Source organism: Mycobacterium hubeiense (genome assembly GCF_002838065.1).
GTDB classification, from domain to species: Bacteria; Actinomycetota; Actinomycetes; order Mycobacteriales; family Mycobacteriaceae; genus Mycobacterium; species Mycobacterium hubeiense.
This window is the reverse complement of the sequence record NZ_PIZU01000006.1, coordinates 1-18,248: the sequence shown is the minus strand read 5'-3', so window position 1 is coordinate 18,248 and position 18,248 is coordinate 1. Positions and strand designations below refer to the sequence as shown.

The 18,248-nt window shown below is 68.7% G+C and carries 19 protein-coding genes; 11 read left to right on the top strand and 8 right to left on the bottom strand.

Annotated features, from left to right (window positions below):
- The first annotated feature begins 67 nt into the window (after positions 1-67).
- A complete protein-coding gene (locus tag CWS39_RS06940; protein WP_102142180.1) occupies positions 68-1,486 on the top strand; it encodes a glycoside hydrolase family 183 protein in 1,419 nt (472 codons plus the stop codon).
- On the opposite strand, the gene CWS39_RS06935 is transcribed toward CWS39_RS06940, so the two are convergent.
- Together CWS39_RS06935 and CWS39_RS06930 are read right to left on the bottom strand one after the other, a co-directional pair.
- Positions 1,458-2,546: a C40 family peptidase gene (locus tag CWS39_RS06935; RefSeq protein ID WP_102142179.1), complete on the bottom strand. Its 1,089-nt coding sequence runs from the start codon at positions 2,544-2,546 to the stop codon at positions 1,458-1,460. The genes CWS39_RS06940 and CWS39_RS06935 overlap by 29 nt on opposite strands.
- Position 2,547: 1 nt before the next feature.
- Complete coding sequence (locus CWS39_RS06930; protein ID WP_102142309.1) at positions 2,548-2,841, bottom strand: hypothetical protein; 294 nt, start codon at positions 2,839-2,841, stop codon at positions 2,548-2,550.
- A gap of 49 nt (positions 2,842-2,890) precedes the next feature.
- Here CWS39_RS06930 and upp point away from each other — a divergent pair, with 49 nt between their 5' ends.
- Positions 2,891-3,514 carry a uracil phosphoribosyltransferase gene (gene upp, locus CWS39_RS06925; protein ID WP_102142178.1) on the top strand — a complete coding sequence of 208 codons (624 nt, stop codon included), beginning with the start codon at positions 2,891-2,893 and terminating at the stop codon, positions 3,512-3,514.
- 95 nt (positions 3,515-3,609) lie between these two features.
- Here upp and CWS39_RS06920 read toward each other — a convergent pair whose 3' ends face one another.
- A complete protein-coding gene (locus tag CWS39_RS06920; RefSeq protein ID WP_102142177.1) occupies positions 3,610-5,253 on the bottom strand; it encodes a phospho-sugar mutase in 1,644 nt (547 codons plus the stop codon).
- Complete coding sequence (locus CWS39_RS06915; protein ID WP_102142176.1) at positions 5,250-5,690, bottom strand: MarR family winged helix-turn-helix transcriptional regulator; 441 nt, start codon at positions 5,688-5,690, stop codon at positions 5,250-5,252. The genes CWS39_RS06920 and CWS39_RS06915 overlap by 4 nt, the downstream gene beginning before the upstream one ends.
- Positions 5,691-5,805: 115 nt before the next feature.
- Here CWS39_RS06915 and CWS39_RS06910 point away from each other — a divergent pair, with 115 nt between their 5' ends.
- The gene (locus CWS39_RS06910; RefSeq protein WP_102142175.1) at positions 5,806-6,897 is read left to right on the top strand and encodes an AbrB family transcriptional regulator; all 1,092 of its coding nucleotides are present in this window, start codon (positions 5,806-5,808) and stop codon (positions 6,895-6,897) included.
- Here the strand turns inward: CWS39_RS06910 and CWS39_RS06905 are convergent.
- Positions 6,843-7,625 (bottom strand): purine-nucleoside phosphorylase, encoded by a 783-nt coding sequence (locus CWS39_RS06905; protein WP_102142174.1) that lies wholly within the window; start codon positions 7,623-7,625, stop codon positions 6,843-6,845. The genes CWS39_RS06910 and CWS39_RS06905 overlap by 55 nt on opposite strands.
- A gap of 37 nt (positions 7,626-7,662) precedes the next feature.
- Here CWS39_RS06905 and CWS39_RS06900 point away from each other — a divergent pair, with 37 nt between their 5' ends.
- Entirely contained in the window at positions 7,663-8,847 is a 1,185-nt protein-coding gene (locus CWS39_RS06900) for a M20 family metallopeptidase (protein ID WP_102142173.1), read from the top strand.
- The gene (locus CWS39_RS06895; protein ID WP_102142172.1) at positions 8,844-10,007 is read left to right on the top strand and encodes an amidohydrolase; all 1,164 of its coding nucleotides are present in this window, start codon (positions 8,844-8,846) and stop codon (positions 10,005-10,007) included. The genes CWS39_RS06900 and CWS39_RS06895 overlap by 4 nt, the downstream gene beginning before the upstream one ends.
- A 19-nt stretch (positions 10,008-10,026) precedes the next feature.
- Here the strand turns inward: CWS39_RS06895 and CWS39_RS06890 are convergent, their stop codons facing one another.
- Positions 10,027-10,503: a gamma-glutamylcyclotransferase family protein gene (locus CWS39_RS06890; protein ID WP_102142171.1), complete on the bottom strand. Its 477-nt coding sequence runs from the start codon at positions 10,501-10,503 to the stop codon at positions 10,027-10,029.
- 55 nt (positions 10,504-10,558) lie between these two features.
- Here CWS39_RS06890 and CWS39_RS06885 point away from each other — a divergent pair, with 55 nt between their 5' ends.
- From CWS39_RS06885 to CWS39_RS06865, 5 genes are all read left to right on the top strand, one after another.
- Complete coding sequence (locus CWS39_RS06885) at positions 10,559-11,974, top strand: NAD(P)H-quinone dehydrogenase (protein ID WP_102142170.1); 1,416 nt, start codon at positions 10,559-10,561, stop codon at positions 11,972-11,974.
- A 73-nt stretch (positions 11,975-12,047) separates the two neighbouring features.
- Positions 12,048-13,787 (top strand): glycerol-3-phosphate dehydrogenase/oxidase, encoded by a 1,740-nt coding sequence (locus tag CWS39_RS06880; protein WP_102142169.1) that lies wholly within the window; start codon positions 12,048-12,050, stop codon positions 13,785-13,787.
- Between the two features lie 17 nt (positions 13,788-13,804).
- Positions 13,805-14,632, top strand: a complete 828-nt coding sequence (locus CWS39_RS06875; RefSeq protein WP_102142168.1) for a pseudouridine synthase — start codon at positions 13,805-13,807, stop codon at positions 14,630-14,632.
- Positions 14,633-14,694: 62 nt separating this feature from the next.
- Positions 14,695-14,982, top strand: coding sequence for an RNA-binding protein (locus CWS39_RS06870; RefSeq protein WP_102142308.1), 288 nt, complete (start codon positions 14,695-14,697; stop codon positions 14,980-14,982).
- Positions 14,983-14,995: 13 nt separating this feature from the next.
- The gene (locus CWS39_RS06865) at positions 14,996-15,766 is read left to right on the top strand and encodes an SDR family NAD(P)-dependent oxidoreductase (protein ID WP_102142167.1); all 771 of its coding nucleotides are present in this window, start codon (positions 14,996-14,998) and stop codon (positions 15,764-15,766) included.
- Here CWS39_RS06865 and CWS39_RS06860 read toward each other — a convergent pair.
- Positions 15,735-16,514, bottom strand: a complete 780-nt coding sequence (locus CWS39_RS06860; protein WP_102142166.1) for an enoyl-CoA hydratase/isomerase family protein — start codon at positions 16,512-16,514, stop codon at positions 15,735-15,737. The two genes, CWS39_RS06865 and CWS39_RS06860, sit on opposite strands and share 32 nt — an antisense overlap.
- A 384-nt stretch (positions 16,515-16,898) precedes the next feature.
- Between CWS39_RS06860 and CWS39_RS06855 the strand changes: the two genes are divergently transcribed.
- Positions 16,899-17,486, top strand: a complete 588-nt coding sequence (locus CWS39_RS06855; RefSeq protein ID WP_142386810.1) for a hypothetical protein — start codon at positions 16,899-16,901, stop codon at positions 17,484-17,486.
- A gap of 49 nt (positions 17,487-17,535) precedes the next feature.
- Here the strand turns inward: CWS39_RS06855 and sigC are convergent, their stop codons facing one another.
- Positions 17,536-18,090 (bottom strand): RNA polymerase sigma factor SigC, encoded by a 555-nt coding sequence (gene sigC, locus CWS39_RS06850; RefSeq protein WP_102142164.1) that lies wholly within the window; start codon positions 18,088-18,090, stop codon positions 17,536-17,538.
- Between the last annotated feature and the right edge of the window lie 158 nt (positions 18,091-18,248).

Here is an 18,248-nt window from a genome sequence, read left to right as displayed (position 1 = left end):
ATCACTATCGTCACATCAGCCAGTGGCTGGCGTCAACGCGACGTCTTGCCCAGGGGAAGGGTGTGACATGTCGCCGCGTCCACGAATCGCATCGGCGTCGGCAGCCGTGATCGGATTGAGTATCGCGCTTGTCGCGGCGCCGTCGGCGGCCGCAGAGCCGTGCACCGGTGCCGCTGCCGCGATCCGACCGCCGGCCACGGCGCCGGCGCCGACACCGCCTCTGCCCGGCAACGGCCGGCCGCGAGGGCACCGCCCGTCCGGGGCCAACGAACGCGCGCCGCTACCCAAGCTGGGGCAGCTGCCGTTGGCGATCCTCAACGCGCTCAGCCCACGCTCAGCTCGCGTGCAGCAGCAAGTTGGGGTGGCGCCGCAGCCCACCCCGCCCGTGCCGAATGCCGCTCAGCAGAACCCGAATCCAGCCCCGGCCCCGCCCGCACCGGGACCGCCGCCGGGCACGTCGCTGGTCGGCTGGGTGACCGGACCCGATAGCCCCAACGACACCGTCAAACGGTTCGCCATCACCGGGACCGACCTCGGAATCATGTGGGACAACGGCGATCCCGCCGCGCGCCAGGTGCTGATGGCCTTTGGCGACACCTACGGCTATTGCAGCGTGCGCGGTCAGCAATGGCGCTACAACGCGTTGTTCCGCAGCCAGGACGGTGCGCTGGCCAAGACGATCAGCGTTCCGAACGGGGCTGTGGGCAACAGCTATTCGGGATCACCGGTGTGGGCGCCGGGGCTGTCCAAGCAGATCATCAACAGCATCAAGTGGGCGCCGACGGAGAAGGGAATCATTCCGACAGCGGGCATTTCCGTTGGGCGGACGCAGTACCTGAACTTCATGTCGATCAAGAACTGGGACAGCGACGGCCGATGGTCGACGAACTTCTCGGCGATCGCGGTGTCGAAGGACAACGGCGAGAACTGGGGTGTGTATCCCGGCACCATCCGCACGCCCGCGCCCAACGACGTCGCACGGGTGTCCTATGTGCGGGGGAACGAGAACTTCCAGCAGGGGGCGTTTCTTCGGCCCGGGCCCGGCGACCCGTATCTCTACACATTCGGGACACCGTCCGGGCGCGGCGGCGCGGCGTACGTGGCGCGGGTGCCACAAGCCTACGTACCGGATCTCACCAAATACGAGTACTGGAACTCCGCGCAGAATGCCTGGGTGCCAAGGGATCCCGGTGCGGCGACGCCGGTAGTCCCAGGGCCGGTGGGGGAAATGTCGGCCCAGTACAACACACACCTCAAGCAATACCTGATGCTGTACTGCAACGGCGCCAACGACGTGGTGGCGCGCACCGCGCCGGCGCCGCAAGGGCCGTGGAGTCCCGAGCAGGTGGTGGTGACGTCGGCGCAGTTCCCCGGCGGGATCTACGCGCCGTACCTGCATCCGTGGTCGACGGGCCGTGAGCTCTACTACAACCTGTCCCTGTGGTCGGCATACAACGTCATGCTGATGAAAACGGTGCTGCCATAGCCTCAGTGGGCCGCCAGAATCCCTGAAAACCTTGGCCTGCGTTGGTGGTTCGGATCGGCGAGAGCTGTACGGGATCTCCCGCCTCGATCATCATCCCGTTGCCGACGATCATCGCGACATGGCCGTCCCACACCGCGAGGTCGCCCGGCCGCAGCTGGTTGGACGACACCGCGGCGCCGATGTCCTGCTCCTGCGCGAGTCGCGGAATGTTCAGTCCCGCTTCGTGATACGCCCACTGCGTCAGCCCGCTGCAGTCCAGCCCGACGCCGGGTGTGGTGCCGCCCCAGTGATAGGGCACGCCCAGTTGTGTGAGGGCGTGACGGACAGCGCTGGCCGCCACCGCATTCGGCGCCATCGCGGTGCTGCCGTCGGGCAGGCGCACAGCCACACCCTCGCCGAAGGTCTCCGGGTCGAGGCGGGGCACGGCGGCTTCTTGCAGGTCCGGCGCTGACGCCGCGAGCTTGCGCAGGCCCGCGGCGGAGCCGAGGCCTGACATGGCGCCCATCGGTGCACCGCTGAAACCGGCCGGTGCGGTGGACGCAGGCATGCTCGGTGCCGTGGGGCCGGCCACCGCCGACGCGTAACCGTCGAGTTCGGATTGGAGTTCGTCGACGACGGCGATGGCCTCCCGCAGCGACTGCTGGGCCTCTGCGACGAGCTCCTCCGCGGTGCCGGGCTCGTCCAGGTAGGGCTCCAGGGCCGCCGCGCGCGCCTCGAAGCGCTCGACGATGGCCCGCAACCGCTGTTTGGCCCGTGCCACCGCCGACGCGGCGGCCTCGGCCGCGCTGCCCAGTTGATCCGCTTTGGCCGCGAGCGCGTCGACCGCCGCGACCGTCGTCGCCGCGAAGTCGTCCGCGCCGTCCGCGCCGGCGCCCGCCCACTGGGTGCTCGCCTGCGTCCAGCTCCGGCCGATCGCGCTCGAGACGTCGCCCAGCGCGTCGCGGACGCCGGCCAGGACGGCGGCGGGCTCACCGCTCGGATCGCCGAACCAGCCGGGGCCGACGAGCGACTGCACCTCCCGGATCGGCGCCGACAACGCGGCGACCAGCGCGCTGGGCACCTCAGACCTGCAGCCGCGTCGCGGTGCGGCCCTCGGCGTCGTCGTAGGCGGTGGCCGATCCGTCCGCGGTGGCGGAGCCTGCCGTGACCCGCTCGGCCAGCGTGGCGACGGCACGCGACTGCTCGGCTATTGCGGCTGACAGTGCGGCGAGGAACCGGGCGCCCACGGGCCCGAAGGTGTCGACCGCCCCGGTGGACGGCACCGCGGACAACGTCGCCGCGACGGCGGCAAGGTCGGCGGCGTGCGAGCGACAGGCGAGGCCGAGCGCGCGGATGGCATCAGTATCGGCGAGCATGCGGTTAGGACGTCCGCCGAGGCCGTTCGGTTCCATTAGGGTTCGGCCCATGGATGTGCGCGTCGTCGACCACCCGTTGGCCGCCGCGCGGCTGACCACCCTGCGCGACGAGCGCACCGACAACGCGGTGTTCCGCGCGGCGCTGCGCGACCTGACGTTGATGTTGGTGTACGAGGCCACCCGCGACGCCGCCGTGGAGACGGTTGGAGTGCGCACCCCGCTGGCCGAGACCACGGGCTGCCGACTGGCCAACCCGCCGCTGTTGGTGCCGGTTTTGCGCGCCGGTCTGGGCATGGTCGATCAGGCGCACGTGCTGATCCCCGAAGCGCGGGTGGGATTCGTCGGCGTGGCGCGCGACGAGGAAACACACCAGCCCACACCGTATTTGGAGTCATTGCCCGACGATTTGAGTGGTCAGCCGGTGATGGTGCTGGACCCGATGCTGGCGACGGGCGGTTCGATGGCGCACACCATCCGCCTGTTGCAGGCCCGCAATGCCGTTGACATCACAGCGATTTGCGTGGTTGTCGCCCCGGAAGGGCTAGCCGCGATCGAGAAGGTGGCGCCGAATCTGCGGTTGTTCACCGCGGCCATCGATGAGCGGCTCAATGAAATCGCCTACATCGTGCCGGGCCTGGGTGATGCCGGCGACCGGCAGTTCGGGCCACGCTAGCGCCATCGCCTCCGCGAGACTGTAGTTGTCGTGGTCGTTACTGGAAAAACCTCTCGATAACTACAGTCTCGACGGCGGTCCACCATGAGGCCGCGTTAGAACCGCTGCGCAACATCAACCAGGTCGTCCTGCAATGCCCGCGCCCGCAAGCGGGAGGCCGCCAGGTCGTCGCTGGGCGCACACCGAACCTCAAGGTAAGACTTGAGCTTTGGCTCAGTGCCCGACGGGCGCACCACCACACGCACCGAGGTATCCGCGTCGCCGCCGGTAAATATCAACGCATCGGTGTGCCGCGATCCGCGCTCGCTCAGCAGGTCGGTGACCGCGATCTCGAATCCGCCGAGCCGGTCGGGCGGGGTATCGCGCAACCGCGCCATGATGGCGGCGGCCTCCTCCGCTGACGCGACGGGTCGCGTCACCGCTGACGTCAAATGCACGCCGTGCACTCGCGCCAGGTCGTCCAGTGCATCCAGCACTGTGCGGCCGTGGTCGCGCAGCGCCGCAACCAGATCGCACGCGAGCACCGCCGCGCTGATGCCATCCTTGTCCCGCACCGCGGCCGGGTCGACGCAATGCCCGATGGCTTCCTCGTAGGCGTAGGCCAGCGTGCAGCCGGGCAGGTCGGCGTCGGCGCGGGACAACCACTTGAACCCGGTCAACGTCTCGACGTGGCGGGCGCCGTGCGCCGCGGCGATACTGGCCAGCATCCGCGACGACACCACCGTGCTGGCCACCACCGTCGCCTCGGTCACCGGGCCGGGCTCGATCTGGGACAGAATGTAATCGCCCAGCAGCCAACCTGTTTCGTCACCGGAGAGCATCCGCCAGCCGTCGGCTGTCGGTACACCGACTGCGCACCGGTCGCCGTCGGGGTCCAGCGCGATGGCGATCTCGGCGTCCACCTCGGCGGCCAACGCAAGCAGCGCGTCGACGGCGCCCGGCTCCTCCGGGTTCGGGAACGGCACGGTCGGGAAGTCCGGATCGGGCGCGAACTGACTCTCCACCACGTGGATGTCTTTCAGCCCGGCGCGGACAAACGCGTCGAGCATGTATTCGCCGCCGACGCCGTGCAACGCGGTGAACGCCACCCGCACCGACCTCGAGGTGCGCCGCACATGCGCCGCGCGGTCGATGTAGTGCTGGATCTCGGTGATGCCGCCGACCTCCACTGGCGCCCTGGCGATTTCGTCGGCGTGCGGTGCCTTCTCGATGGCCGCCTCGATCTCGGCGTCGGTCGGCGGAATGATCTGCATACCGCCGTCGAAGTACACCTTGTAGCCGTTGTCCGACGCCGGGTTGTGCGATGCGGTGATCTGAATGCCCGCAGCGGCGTTGAGATGTCGAACCGTGAACGCGACCACCGGCGTCGGCACCGCCGCCAGCATCAGCATGACCTGAAACCCTTCGGCGGCAAGGACTTCAGCGGCGGCCAGGGCGAAGTCGTCCGAACGGTGACGCGCGTCGCGGCCGATTACCACCTGAGAACCGCCAAGGTGTCTGTCCTTCAGCACTTTCGCGACCGCCCACGTCGTGCGCAGGACGACGGCCAGGTTCATCCCGTTGGGTCCGCCGCGCAGGGGCCCGCGCAAACCCGCCGTCCCGAAAGTCAATGACTGTGCGAACCGCTCTTCGAGCTCCGCGTCGCTACACGCCGCCAATTCGGCAGCGGTCTGGGGGTCGGGGTCATGGGCAATCCACTCCTGCGCGGCCGCCGAAATGTCGGTCCGCGTATCCGTCATACGGCTAGTGTGCCCGCTTTGCCGTCGGTGTAAGCCAGCTTGCGCAACACCGGCGCGGCCAGCACGAGGAGCCCGAACTCCAGCTCGGAGAGGTTCTCTCGCATGGTGTTGTAGAGCCATTCGTCGCGTTCGGCGCGGTCCGCTTCGAGCAGCGCCACGCCCGCCGCGGTGAGCTCGATGAGCTGGCGGCGGCGATCGGCCTCGTCGGGCCGGCGAGAGATGAGTCCGCGGCGGACCAAGTCGTTGATGCTGTCGGTCAGCGACTGCACCCGCACGTGCAGCCGCGCGCCCAGCTCGGCCGGCGTCGTGACCCCGGTTCGGCTGACTTCGCCGAGCAGCTCCATCTGGGTGAGCGTGAGGCCGTGGTCCGGGCGATGCCGACGCATCTGCCTGGCCACCGCCATGATCGACTCCCGCAATTCTGTGGCTGGCGTCATAGCCAAGTTATACCTTGGTAAATCTGCGCTGTCACGCACCTAACACCAAGTTGCAATCATGAATTGATAAGGGCACACTTTGTATATCGAGAACGTGAGGAGCGGTTTGCGGCGAATGGGCAGGTGGGCACTACTGATCGCGGTGACGGTCGTCGTCACCATCCCACTCACCCGGGTCGGCGTCCCGTCCGCCGCGCTGTTCGCCGGATTGCTTGTCGGCATCGTGCTCGCCTTGTTGTCGTTGGCGCCCAAAGGCATTCCCCATCCGATCGGTACCACGGCGCAAGGGATGCTGGGTGTCTATATCGGCACGATGGTGCAACCCGACGCGGTCGATGCCCTCGGCGCGGAATGGCCGATCGTGGTGGCCGTCGCCGTCGGTACCTTGCTGATCAGCATCGTGGCCGGCGCGCTGCTCGGCTTGCACCGTGACGTCACCCCGCTCACCGGGTCGCTGGCGCTGGTGGCCGGCGGTGCTTCGGGCTTGGTGTCGATCGCCCGCGAACTCGGCGGCGACGACCGGGTGGTGTCGGTGGTGCAGTACCTGCGGGTGGCGCTGGTGACCGCGTCACTGCCCCTGGTGGCCGCGGTCGTCTACCACGCGGACCGTGCCCACGATGCCGTGGCGACTCCCGAAACAGTCACGGCGCCTTGGTATCTCAGCATCGCGATCATGGTCGGCCTGATCGCGATCGGGGCCGCCGGCGGTCGGCTGATCCGGTTGCCGGGCGCCGGCCTGCTCGGGCCGCTGGCGCTGACCGTGGCGCTCGAGCTCACCGGGCTTTCGTTCGGGTTGGCCGTGCCGGTGGTGCTGGTGCAGATCGCCTACATGGTGATCGGTTGGCAGGCCGGCGTGGTGTTCACCCGCGAAGCGGTGCAGGTGATCTGGCGGATCATGCCCGCGGCCCTGGCGTTGATCGCCGCGCTGACCGTCGCGATCGGCGGCCTCGGCGCACTGTTGGCCCACTTCGCCGGGCTGACGCCGCTGGAGGGCTACCTCGCCACCACACCCGGGGGCGTCTACGCCGTGCTGGCGATGGCCGTGGAAACCGGATCCAACGTCACCTTCGTCATCGCCGCCCAGGTGCTGCGCGTCCTGTTGATGTTGTTCGCAGCGCCGCTGGTGGCCCGCGTCGTGCTGCGGTTGACCGGTCAGAGCCGCGCGATCACCGAACCCAGCAGGGAACCCATCCGCGTCGCCGACTGACGGCCCGCCTCCAGCACTTCCTCGTGGCTCAACGGCTCATCGGTCATGCCCGCGGCCAGATTGGTCACCAGCGAGACGGCCAGCACCTGGGCACCGGCCGCGCGGGCCGCGATGGTCTCGTGAACCGTCGACATCCCGACCAGATCGGCGCCCAGCACCCGCAGCATCCTGATCTCGGCCGGCGTCTCGTACTGCGGGCCACCCAGCCCGGCGTAAACGCCCTCGGCCAGTGACGGGTCGACCTCCCGGGCCAGTGCCCGCAATCGCGGGGAGTAGGCGTCGACCATGTCCACGAACTGCGCCCCGACCAGCGGTGACCGCGCCGTGAGGTTCAGGTGGTCGGCGACCAGCACGGGCTGGCCGACGCGGTAGTCCTCCCGCAGCCCGCCCGCCGCATTCGTCAGTACGACGGTGTGCACGCCCGTCGCGCAGGCGGCGCGGACCGGGTGCACGACATGGCTCAGGTCGTGGCCCTCATACGCGTGGATCCGGCCGACGAGCACCAGCACCCGATGATCGCCGATGCGCATCGACAGCACTTGGTGGCCGTGACCTTCCGCGGTGGGTGGGATGAAGCCCGGCAGTTCGGCCATCGGAATGACCGCGACCGCGTCGCCCAGCTCGTCGACCGCAGGCGCCCATCCCGAGCCCAGCACCACCGCGACGTCATGAGCGGCGACGCCGGTGCGGTCGCGGATCGCGGCTGCGGCGACGTCGGCATCGGTCACAAGTCGGCAGCCTAACGGCCAGTGAGATACTGCGAGGATGCCCACCGTCACCGCGTCGTCCTGCGTCGAGGACGCAGTCAACCGGCGCCGTGGCGATTTGATCGAACTGTCGCACGCGATTCACGCCGAACCCGAATTGGCGTTTCACGAATACCGCAGCTGCGCCAAGACCCAGGCGCTGGTCGCCGAGTACGGTTTCGAGATGACCGCCGCGGCCGGCGGGCTTCAGACCGCGTTTCGCGCCTCGTTCGGCAGCGGGCCGTTGGTCATCGGGATTTGCGCCGAGTACGACGCGCTGCCGGACATCGGTCACGCGTGCGGGCACAACATCATCGCGGCCTCCGCGGTGGGCACCGCGCTGGCGCTAGCCGAGGTGGCCGACGAGCTCGGGCTGACGGTGGTGCTGCTGGGCACGCCCGCCGAAGAGTCCGGCGGCGGAAAAGTGTTGCTGCTCAAGGCCGGAGCGTTCGACGACATCGCCGCGACGGTGATGCTGCATCCCGGGCCGGCCGACATCGCCGCGGCCCGCTCGCTGGCGCTGTCCGAGGTGAGTGTCACCTACACGGGCCAGGAATCGCACGCCGCCGTCGCGCCGTATCTGGGTGTGAACGCCGCCGACGCCGTCACCGTCGCGCAGGTGGCCGTCGGGCTCTTGCGCCAGCAGCTGGCTCCCGGGCAGATGGTGCACGGCATCGTCACCGACGGCGGGCGGGCCACCAACGTCATCCCGGCCCGCGCCGAGCTGCGCTACACGATGCGCGCGGCCGACTCGTCGTCGCTGCGCGAGCTGGAGTCGAAGATGGCGGGCTGCTTCGCGGCGGGGGCGGTGGCCACGGGCTGCTCGCACGAGGTCGCCGAGACCGCGCCGCCGTATGCCGAGTTGGTGCCCGATCGCTGGCTGGCCTCGGTGTTCCGCGACGAGATGCGACGCTGCGGCCGCGACCCGATGCCCGAGGACCTCGAGTCGACGCTGCCGCTGGGCAGCACCGACATGGGCAACGTCACCCAGGTGATGCCCGGCATCCATCCGATCGTCGGCGTCGACGCGGGCGGCGCGTCCATCCATCAGCCGGCGTTCACCGCGGCCGCCGCGGGCCCGAGCGCCGATGCGGCCGTCGTCGAGGGCGCGATCATGTTGGCGCGCACGGTGGTACGCCTGGCCGAGACGCCCGCCGAGCGCGATCGGGTGCTCGAGCTGCATGCGCGCAGGGGGGCATCGTGAGCCTCATCGACGCCGCCGATTCCTGGCTGGACGCGCACTACGACGACCTGGTGGCGTGGCGGCGGCACATCCACGCGCATCCCGAGCTGGGGCGTCAGGAATTCGCGACGACGCAGTTCGTCGCCTCACACTTGGCCGACGCCGGCCTCAACCCCAAGGTGCTGCCGGGTGGCACGGGTCTGACCTGCGATTTCGGCCCCTCACATGGGCCGCGGATCGCGCTGCGCGCCGATATGGACGCGCTCCCGATGGCCGAGCGCACCGGCGCGCCATACGCCTCGGTGGTGCCCAATGTCGCGCACGCCTGCGGCCACGACGCGCACACGGCGATGCTGCTGGGCACGGCGCTGGCGCTGTCCGCGGTGCCCGAGCTGCCGGTCGGGGTGCGGCTGATCTTCCAGGCGGCCGAGGAACTGATGCCGGGCGGCGCGATCGATGCGATCGCGGCGGGCGCGCTGACCGGGGTGTCGCGGATCTTCGCGCTGCACTGCGACCCGCGGCTGGCCGTGGGCAAGGTGGCGGTGCGGCCGGGGCCCATCACCTCGGCGGCCGATCAGGTCGAGGTGACGCTGCATTCGCACGGCGGGCACACGTCGCGGCCGCATCTGACCGGTGATCTGGTGTACGGGCTCGGCACACTGATCACCGGGGTGCCCGGGGTGTTGTCGCGCCGCATCGACCCGCGCAACTCGACGGTGATGGTGTGGGGCGCGGTCAACGCGGGGGTGGCGGCCAATGCGATACCGCAAACCGGGACGGTCGCCGGCACCATCCGCACCGCCAGCCGCGACACCTGGTTGACATTGGAATCCATTGTGCGGGAGGCAGTTTCGTCGCTGTTGGCGCCGCTGGGCATCGAGCACAGCGTGCAGTACCGCCGCGGGGTGCCGCCGGTGGTCAATGAAGAGGTGTCGACGCGGATTCTCACCCATGCGATCGAGGCCGTCGGCCCCGACGTGCTGGCCGACACTCGCCAGTCCGGCGGCGGCGAGGACTTCTCCTGGTATCTCGAGGAGGTGCCCGGAGCGATGGCGCGCCTGGGTGTATGGACCGGCCGCGGGCCGCAAAAAGATTTGCACCAGCCGACTTTCGACATCGACGAGCGCGCATTGGCCGTCGGCGTGCGCGTCCTGGTCAACATCATCGACCAGGCCTCCTGATGCCCCCCGGAACGGGGGCCTAGGTGGTGCCGGGGCCGATGTTGCGGGCTGGGCGGGTGCGCAGATCGTGCACGTAATCCGGTGGCGCACCGGCGATCTCGGCCGCGTCGGCCATGACACCGAGGTAGCGCGCCGACGGTAGCCCGCCTTCCCAGGCGTCCACCACATACAGCCACGCCAGCACGGGATCGGTTGTGGTGTCCGACGATATGCGATCCACCCGACATCGGATCTTCTTGTGGATGCCGAGCTCTGAACCCTCCCAGCGGTCGAGGTTCTGCTCGTCGGCCGGTGTCACGTCGTAGAGCACGACGAACACCTTGGAATCCGGATCCTCGACGACGGTGGCCAGCGCGCCCTCCCAGCCGATGTCCTCACCGCCGAACGTAAGCCGCCACCCGTGCAGCCATCCGGTACCCGCCATCGGAGAATGGGGAGCCCGCTCCAGCATCTGCTCTGGATCCATGTTCGATCCGTACGCGGCGTATAGCGGCACGGGGGAAAGCCTAAAGCCTTCGGCGCGCTTGGCAGCGGGAAGCTACGTTAAGCGGGTGCCAACCCGCATTGTGATCATCGGCGGCGGGCCCGCCGGATATGAAGCGGCATTGGTCGCGGCGGCCCGCGGCCCCGAAATCGCAGAGGTGACCGTCGTGGACAGCGACGGCATCGGCGGCGCCTGCGTGCTGTGGGATTGCGTGCCGTCGAAGACGTTCATCGCGTCCACCGGCGTGCGCACCGAACTGCGCCGCGCGCCCGACCTCGGCTACGCCTTGGAGTTCGAGGACGCCAAGATCTCGCTGCCGAAGATCAACGAGCGGGTCAAGACGCTGGCGGCCGCGCAGTCCAAAGACATCGCCGACCGGCTGCGCAGCGAGGGCGTCACGTTGATCGCCGGCCGCGGTGAATTGGTCGACGACGTCCCCGGCATGGCCACCCACACCGTCAAGGTCACCGCGCACGACGGCACCATCAACGAACTCAAGGCCGACGTGGTGCTGATCGCCACCGGCGCGAGCCCGCGGGTGCTGCCCAACGCCGAGCCCGACGGTGAACGCATCCTCAACTGGCGCCAGCTCTACGACCTCGAGAAGCTGCCCGAACACCTCGTCGTCGTGGGCTCGGGCGTCACCGGCGCCGAATTCGTCAACGCCTACACCGAACTCGGCGTCAAAGTCACTGTGGTCGCCAGCCGCGACCAGATCCTGCCGCACGAGGACTCCGACGCCGCGGCAGTGCTGGAGGATGCGCTCGCCGAGCGTGGCGTGACGTTGGTCAAGAACGCCCGCGCCGATTCGGTGACCCGCACCGACGGCGGGGTGTTGGTCACCATGACCGACGGTCGCACCGTCGAGGCCAGCCACGCGCTGATGACCGTCGGTTCGGTGCCCAACACCAGCGGCCTGGGCCTGGAGAAGGTCGGCATCGAGCTCGGGCCCGGCGATTACCTCACCGTCGACCGCGTGTCGCGCACCTCGGTCCCCGGGATCTACGCCGCCGGCGACTGCACGGGCTTGATGCTGCTGGCCTCGGTGGCGGCCATGCAGGGCCGCATCGCGATGTATCACGCGCTCGGTGAGGCGCTGGCCCCGATCCGGCTGCGCACCGTCGCGGCGGCGGTGTTCACCCGCCCCGAGATCGCCGCGGTCGGTGTGCCGCAAACCAAGATCGACGACGGCTCCGTGCCCGCCCGCACGATCATGCTGCCGCTGAACACCAATGCCCGCGCCAAAATGTCGGGACTGCGTCGCGGCTTCGTCAAGATCTTCTGCCGCCCGGCCACCGGCGTGGTGATCGGCGGTGTGGTGGTCGCCCCGATCGCTTCGGAGCTGATCCTGCCGATCGCGATGGCCGTGCAGGACGGGCTGCCGGTCGACGAGCTTGCCGAGTCGTTCTCGGTCTACCCGTCGCTGACCGGCTCGATCACCGAGGCGGGCCGCCGCCTCATGGCACACGACGATTTGGACTAGCGCGACGGGCGGGGCAAACACAGTAGCCTGGGGACGAGAGCGCCATACCGACGAGTAACAAGGACGATTCGACGTGAGCGACGCGTTTGCGGGCAACGGGCAGACCTTGCTGAGCCCGCAGCAGCGGGAAGAGGCGTGGGAGCGGCTCGGCAGCGAGCAGTTCGACGTCGTCGTCATCGGCGGCGGCGTGGTGGGGGCCGGGGCCGCCCTGGACGCGGCGACGCGCGGGCTGAAGGTGGCGCTCGTGGAGGCCCGTGACTTCGCCTCGGGCACGTCGAGTCGCAGCTCGAAGATGTTCCACGGCGGGCTGCGCTATCTGGAGCAGCTGGAGTTCGGGTTGGTCCGCGAGGCGCTCTACGAGCGCGAGTTGTCATTGACGACGCTGGCGCCGCACCTGGTCAAACCGCTGCCGTTTCTGTTTCCCCTGACGAAGCGGTGGTGGGAACGCCCGTATGTGGCGGCGGGCATCTTCCTCTACGACCAGCTGGGCGGCGCGAAATCCGTTCCGGGGCAAAAGCATTTGACGAAGGCGGGCGCGCTGCGGCTGGCGCCGGGGCTCAAGCGCAGTTCGCTGATCGGCGGTATCCGCTACTACGACACCGTGGTCGACGATGCGCGCCACACCATGACGGTGGCACGCACCGCAGCGCACTACGGGGCCGTGGTGCGGTCCTCGACGCAGGTGGTGGCGCTGCTGCGGGAAGGCGACCGGGTGATCGGCGTGGAGGTACGCGACTCCGAGAACGGTGCGACGACGGAGGTGCGCGGCCACGTCGTCGTCAACGCGACGGGCGTGTGGACCGACGAAATCCAGGCATTGTCGAAGCAGCGCGGGCGATTTCGGGTGCGGGCCTCCAAGGGTGTGCACATCGTGGTGCCGCGCGACCGCATCGTCAGCGAGGTCGCGATCATCCTGCGCACGGAGAAGTCGGTGCTGTTCGTGATCCCGTGGGGCACACACTGGATCATCGGCACCACCGACACCGACTGGAATCTCGATCTGGCCCACCCGGCCGCCACCAAGGCCGACATCGACTACATCCTCGAACACGTCAATACGGTGCTGGCCACGCCGTTGACCCACGATGACATCGACGGCGTGTATGCGGGGCTGCGTCCGTTGCTGGCAGGGGAGAGCGAAGAGACGTCCAAGCTTTCGCGCGAGCACGCCGTCGCGGTGCCCGCCCCCGGTCTGGTGGCCATCGCGGGCGGCAAGTACACCACCTACCGCGTGATGGGCGCCGACGCGATCGACGCGGCCGCCGAATACATCCCGGCCAGGGTCGCGCCGTCGATCACCAAGAAGGTGCCGCTGATGGGCGCCGACGGCTACTTCGCGCTGATCAACCAAACCGAAAGCGTCGGTGCGCATTACGGGCTGCATCCCTACCGGGTGCGCCACCTGCTGGACCGCTACGGGTCGATGATCGGCGAGGTGCTGCAGATGGCCGAGGGGCGTCCCGAATTGCTCACCCCGATCACCGCGGCCCCGGTGTACCTGAAGGTCGAGGCGTGGTACGCCGCGGCGGCCGAGGGTGCGCTGCACCTCGAGGACATCCTGGCCCGGCGGATGCGGATCTCCATCGAATACCCCCACCGCGGTGTCGATTGCGCCCGCGAGGTCGCCGAAGTGGTTGCGCCGGTGTTGGGTTGGAGCGCCGAGGACATCGACCGCGAAGTCGCCACCTACTGTGCGCGCGTCGACGCCGAGATCCGCTCGCAGCAGCAGCCGGACGACGAGTCCGCCGACGCGCTGCGGCAGGCCGCGCCCGAAGCGCGCGCGCAAATCCTCGAGCCGGTGCCGCTCAATTGAGAGTCCCGCCGCTGCCTGTGCGTGACGGCCTCGGTCCGGCGCGGGTGCGGTTGCACGGCGGAAACGTGCTCGACGAGTTGGAGAGGCGCTTCGGTGCGGGCGCGAAAGTGCTTGCCGGAGAGGTTGTTCAGGCCGACGGCGCGGTGGTGGACGCGGCGACGACGCTGGCACCGGGCAGCCACGTGTATTTGTACCGCGAGCTGCGCGATGAGGTGCCGGTGCCGTTCGAGGTCGACGTGTTGTATCGCGACGACGACCTCGTCGTGGTCGACAAACCGCATTTCCTGGCCACCATGCCGCGCGGCCGCCACGTGGCGCAGACGGCGCTGGTGCGGCTGCGCCGCGAGCTTGACCTGCCCGAGCTATCACCCGCGCACCGCCTGGACCGGCTCACCGCCGGCGTTCTGATGTTCACCACGCGCCGTGAACTGCGCGGCCGTTACCAGCGGCTCTTCGCCGACGGGCTGGTGCGCAAGGAATACCTGGCGCGGGCGGCGGTGGCTCCGTCCGTGGATTTGCCGACGGTGGTGCGCAGCCGAATCGTCAAGCGCCGCGGGCAGTTACAGGCCGTAGAGGAGGCCGGCGAGCCGAACGCGGAGACGTATGTCGAACACGTCGACGGGGATCTGTACCGGCTGACGCCCTACACCGGCCGCACCCATCAGCTGCGCGTGCACATGGCGTCAATCGGGCTGCCGATCATTGGAGATCCGTTGTATCCCAAGGTGATTGAGGTTGCGACCGACGACTTCACCCAGCCGTTGCAGCTGCTGGCGTACCGCATCGAATTCGACGACCCGATCAGCGGGGCGCCACGTCGGTTCGTCAGCCGGCGCATGCTCTGACTCAGCGAGCGGAATTGCCGAAACTGACGCGGTTGCCGGCGAAGCGGGGCAGGATGACCGGCATGCGCACGATCTGGCTGTCCGCGGCGGCGCTGCTCGTCGGCGCCCTGGTTCCGGTGGCGTCGGCTCAGGCCACGGTCTGCGGCTCCGTCGGCGGCAGGCACGTGGACGTCAGCGGCTGTGCCGACCCGCTCTACGAGCTCAACGACGTGCTGGCCCCACCGCCGCCCCCGCCACCCGGCGAGCCTCCGCCACCGCCACCGCCGCCGGCCTACGTGCCTGCTGCGCCGCCCAACATCAGCGTGTGCGCCAACGTCGGGCGGCGGGTCAGCATCAGCGGCTGCATCTGATCTACTGACGGGCGTGGACCGCAAAGCCTTTGACCAACTCTTCGACATGACCGACCGCACCGTCATCGTGACGGGCGGCACCAGGGGCATCGGCCTGGCACTCGCCGAGGGTTACCTGCTCGCCGGCGCCAACGTGGTGGTGGCCAGCCGCAAACCCGATGCCTGCGAGCAGGCCGCTGCACATCTGCGCGGACTCGGCGGGCGGGCCATTGGCGTGCCCACGCACCTCGGCAACATCGACGACCTCGCGGCGCTGGTGCAGCGCACGGTCGACGAGTTCGGCGGCATCGACGTGGTGGTGAACAACGCCGCCAACGCGCTTGCCCAGCCGCTGGGGCAGATGACGCCGGAGGCGCTGACCAAGTCCTACGACGTGAACCTGCGCGGGCCGGTGTTTCTGGTGCAACATGCCCTGCCGTACCTGAAGGAAAGCCCGGCGGCCGCGGTGCTGAACATGGTGAGCGTCGGCGCGTTCAACTTCGCGCCCTCCTTGTCGATCTACGCCTCCGGCAAGGCGGCGTTGATGTCGTTCACCCGGTCGATGGCCGCGGAGTTCGTGCCCTTCGGCATTCGGGTGAACGCGCTGGCGCCCGGACCCGTCGACACCGACATGATGCGCAAGAACCCACAGGAGGCCATCAATGCGATGGTCGGCGGCACGCTGATGCGCCGGCTGGCGTCACCGGACGAAATGGTCGGCGCCGCATTGCTTTTGACGTCCAATGCGGGTAGCTACATCACCGGTCAGGTGATCATTGTCGACGGCGGCGGAACGCCTCGCTGAACGCCGCCATCTCGCCGCTGCTCGACGCCAGGATCTGGCTGCGGTTCTCCACGTGCAACGCCGTCTCCAGGCAGCCGGCGTCGAGGTTGGCCCACAGCACCTGTTTGGTGGACTCCACGCCGAATTTGCCGTAACCGCATAGCGTTTCGGCGGTCTGCAGAGCCTCGTCGACGACATGGTCTGAGATCCGGGAGATCAGACCCAGGCGCAGCGCCTCCTCGGCGTCGACGGTCCGCGCGGTCAGGATCAGGTCGAACGCCGGGCCCGCGCCGATGATCCGCGGCAGCGTGTAGCTGACGCCGATGTCGCATCCGCCGATGCCGAGTTTGATGAATTGGGTGCAGAACCGGGCGGATTCGCTGGCGAAGCGGATGTCGCAGGCCGCTGCGAGCGCGAACCCGCCGCCGTAGGCGGGTCCGTTGACCGCCGCGATCACCGGCTGGCGCAGTCGATGCAGCTTGACGGTGAGGTTGGCGATCCGCTCCTGCCAGCGCATACCGGATCGCGGAAACTCCGTGCCGCCGCCTGCTTCCGACGGGTTGGGGGCGGTCAGATCCAGACCCGAGCAGAACCCGCGGCCCGCGCCGGTGAGCACGACGACTCGGCAGTCGTTGTCGGCCGCGATCTCGTCGAGCGTCGCGTGTAGATGCTCGACAAGTTCGAAGGACAGTGCGTTGAGTTTCTCGGGCCGGTTGAGGGTGACGACGGCGATGTCGGGGCGGGGATACGCGAGTTCCAGGGGGGTCATGCTGCGACACCTTAATGGCGAGCAGAAAAGTGGCCGGGAACTTTTCGTCAGGTTCATACGACTACTGGACGAGCAATCAACACGAGGAGATTTGACATATGCGATCGACCAGGTGCCGTCGTGGCGCACAGTTATTGATCGGCGCGGGCGTATTGGCCGGCGGCCTACTGCTATGGCCGCCCGCGACTGTAGCGTCTGCCCACCCCGGGCATGACCATGGCGGTTCCAGCGACAGTGACGGTTCGAAGTCCGGTGGCGGCAAAAGCAATTCGGGCAGTAAGAAGAAGCCGAAGAGTAACTGCCCTGGGGGTGCGCCTCGCCTAGCCGTGTCGAACACCTGCTCGGTCGCCTCCTAGATCCAACCCACTCAACGAAAGGTGAAGCATGACCATCGGAAGACACCGTCGTCGATCCTCGCGGGTGGTCCGAACCCGTCACATCCTCGGCGGCGCCGTGGCAGGAGCGGTGCTGGCGGTGGGCTCGCTGGCCGCCGGGTTCGCCTTCGCACACGGCCACAGCACCGAATCCGGCGACGCGGTGGGGCGGCCCGGCCTGGACAACCCGGCGCCGGGCGTGCGGGCAGTGCAGGCAATCGGCGATCGGATCTACAACCAGAAAACGCCAGTGAACCGCGCGCTGGACAACTCGGCGTTCGGTTCGCTTTATCACGAAGAGTTCGGCACCCCGAACTACGACGATCCCACCCACGGCGACAACGGGGAGTTCCCGAGCTTGCTCAACGACGGGAATCTGTGGGCGGGAGTTCCGCGCTCGACCTACGACCTGGCGCAAGAACTCGGTGCGCCGCTGCCCAACGAAGAGGATCTGCCGGGCACCGCCATCCGCCGATTGAGTGGCGTGCCGAAGTCGAGCGACCCGGGCGAACCGCACCCGCACGCCGCGTCGGCCTCATCGCTGAAATGCAGCAAGGTGGCGGGCGGAACCGCGTTGCGCGCGCAAGGATCCTGCTAGGCGGGCGCAATCGGAACGATTCGCTCGGGCACACCCGCGGCCCGGTGGATCACCCGGTCAGATCGCCTTCTCGGGTCGCATTGAGCAGATCCTCCCGGGCGCGCGCAACCCGGGACCGAATGGTGCCGACCGGGCACCCGCACACCTGCGCGGCCTCGGCATAGGACAACCCCAGCACCTGCGTCAACAACAATGCGTGTTTGCGATCGGTCTCCAGCCCGTCCAGCAGCACACGGATCTCCACGATGTCTTCGAATCCACGTGCAGGGCGACGGCTTTCGAGCAGCTTGTCCACGTCCACGCTGTAATGCGCGCGAGGACGGCGCTGGCGGTGGCGAATCTGGTCGACCACCACTCGCCGGGCGATGGACAACAACCAGGTGCGCGCCGACGACCGGCCGGTGAAGCGGGGTAGTGCGGAGATGGCCCGCAGAAACGTTTCCTGGGTCAGATCGTCGGCCGACGTGGGATCGCCCAGGTACGCCACCGACCGCCAGACATCTTGTTGGGTGGCGCGGATGAACTGCTCGAGCGCCGCGGGATCGCCGCGTCCCGCCGACAATGCGAGCCAGGTAGTTTGGTCGTCGTCGCTGCGGGGTGCCACGGGCAGAGACACTATGCGATGGCGGACTGCCGCCAAGCAGTGAGGTAATGACCAAAGACATGACACTGACGACCGCGGCCATTCCCGACGAGCGGCTTATCGTTCGCCGGATCCAGCTCGACGTGACCGGCATGTCGTGCGCGTCGTGCGCCGGTCGG

Bases quoted from the DNA above. Each gene is read 5' to 3' on its own strand.
- CWS39_RS06860 (WP_102142166.1), bottom strand. From the start codon at position 16,514: ATGACCCCCCTGGAACTCGCGTATCCCCGCCCCGACATCGCCGTCGTC.
- CWS39_RS06855 (WP_142386810.1), top strand. From the start codon at position 16,899: ATGACCATCGGAAGACACCGTCGTCGATCCTCGCGGGTGGTCCGAACC.
- CWS39_RS06900 (WP_102142173.1), top strand. From the start codon at position 7,663: ATGCCCACCGTCACCGCGTCGTCCTGCGTCGAGGACGCAGTCAACCGG.
- upp (WP_102142178.1), top strand. From the start codon at position 2,891: ATGGATGTGCGCGTCGTCGACCACCCGTTGGCCGCCGCGCGGCTGACC.
- CWS39_RS06940 (WP_102142180.1), top strand. From the start codon at position 68: ATGTCGCCGCGTCCACGAATCGCATCGGCGTCGGCAGCCGTGATCGGA.
- CWS39_RS06920 (WP_102142177.1), bottom strand. From the start codon at position 5,253: ATGACGGATACGCGGACCGACATTTCGGCGGCCGCGCAGGAGTGGATT.
- CWS39_RS06870 (WP_102142308.1), top strand. From the start codon at position 14,695: ATGCGCACGATCTGGCTGTCCGCGGCGGCGCTGCTCGTCGGCGCCCTG.
- CWS39_RS06915 (WP_102142176.1), bottom strand. From the start codon at position 5,690: ATGACGCCAGCCACAGAATTGCGGGAGTCGATCATGGCGGTGGCCAGG.
- CWS39_RS06930 (WP_102142309.1), bottom strand. From the start codon at position 2,841: ATGCTCGCCGATACTGATGCCATCCGCGCGCTCGGCCTCGCCTGTCGC.
- CWS39_RS06910 (WP_102142175.1), top strand. From the start codon at position 5,806: ATGGGCAGGTGGGCACTACTGATCGCGGTGACGGTCGTCGTCACCATC.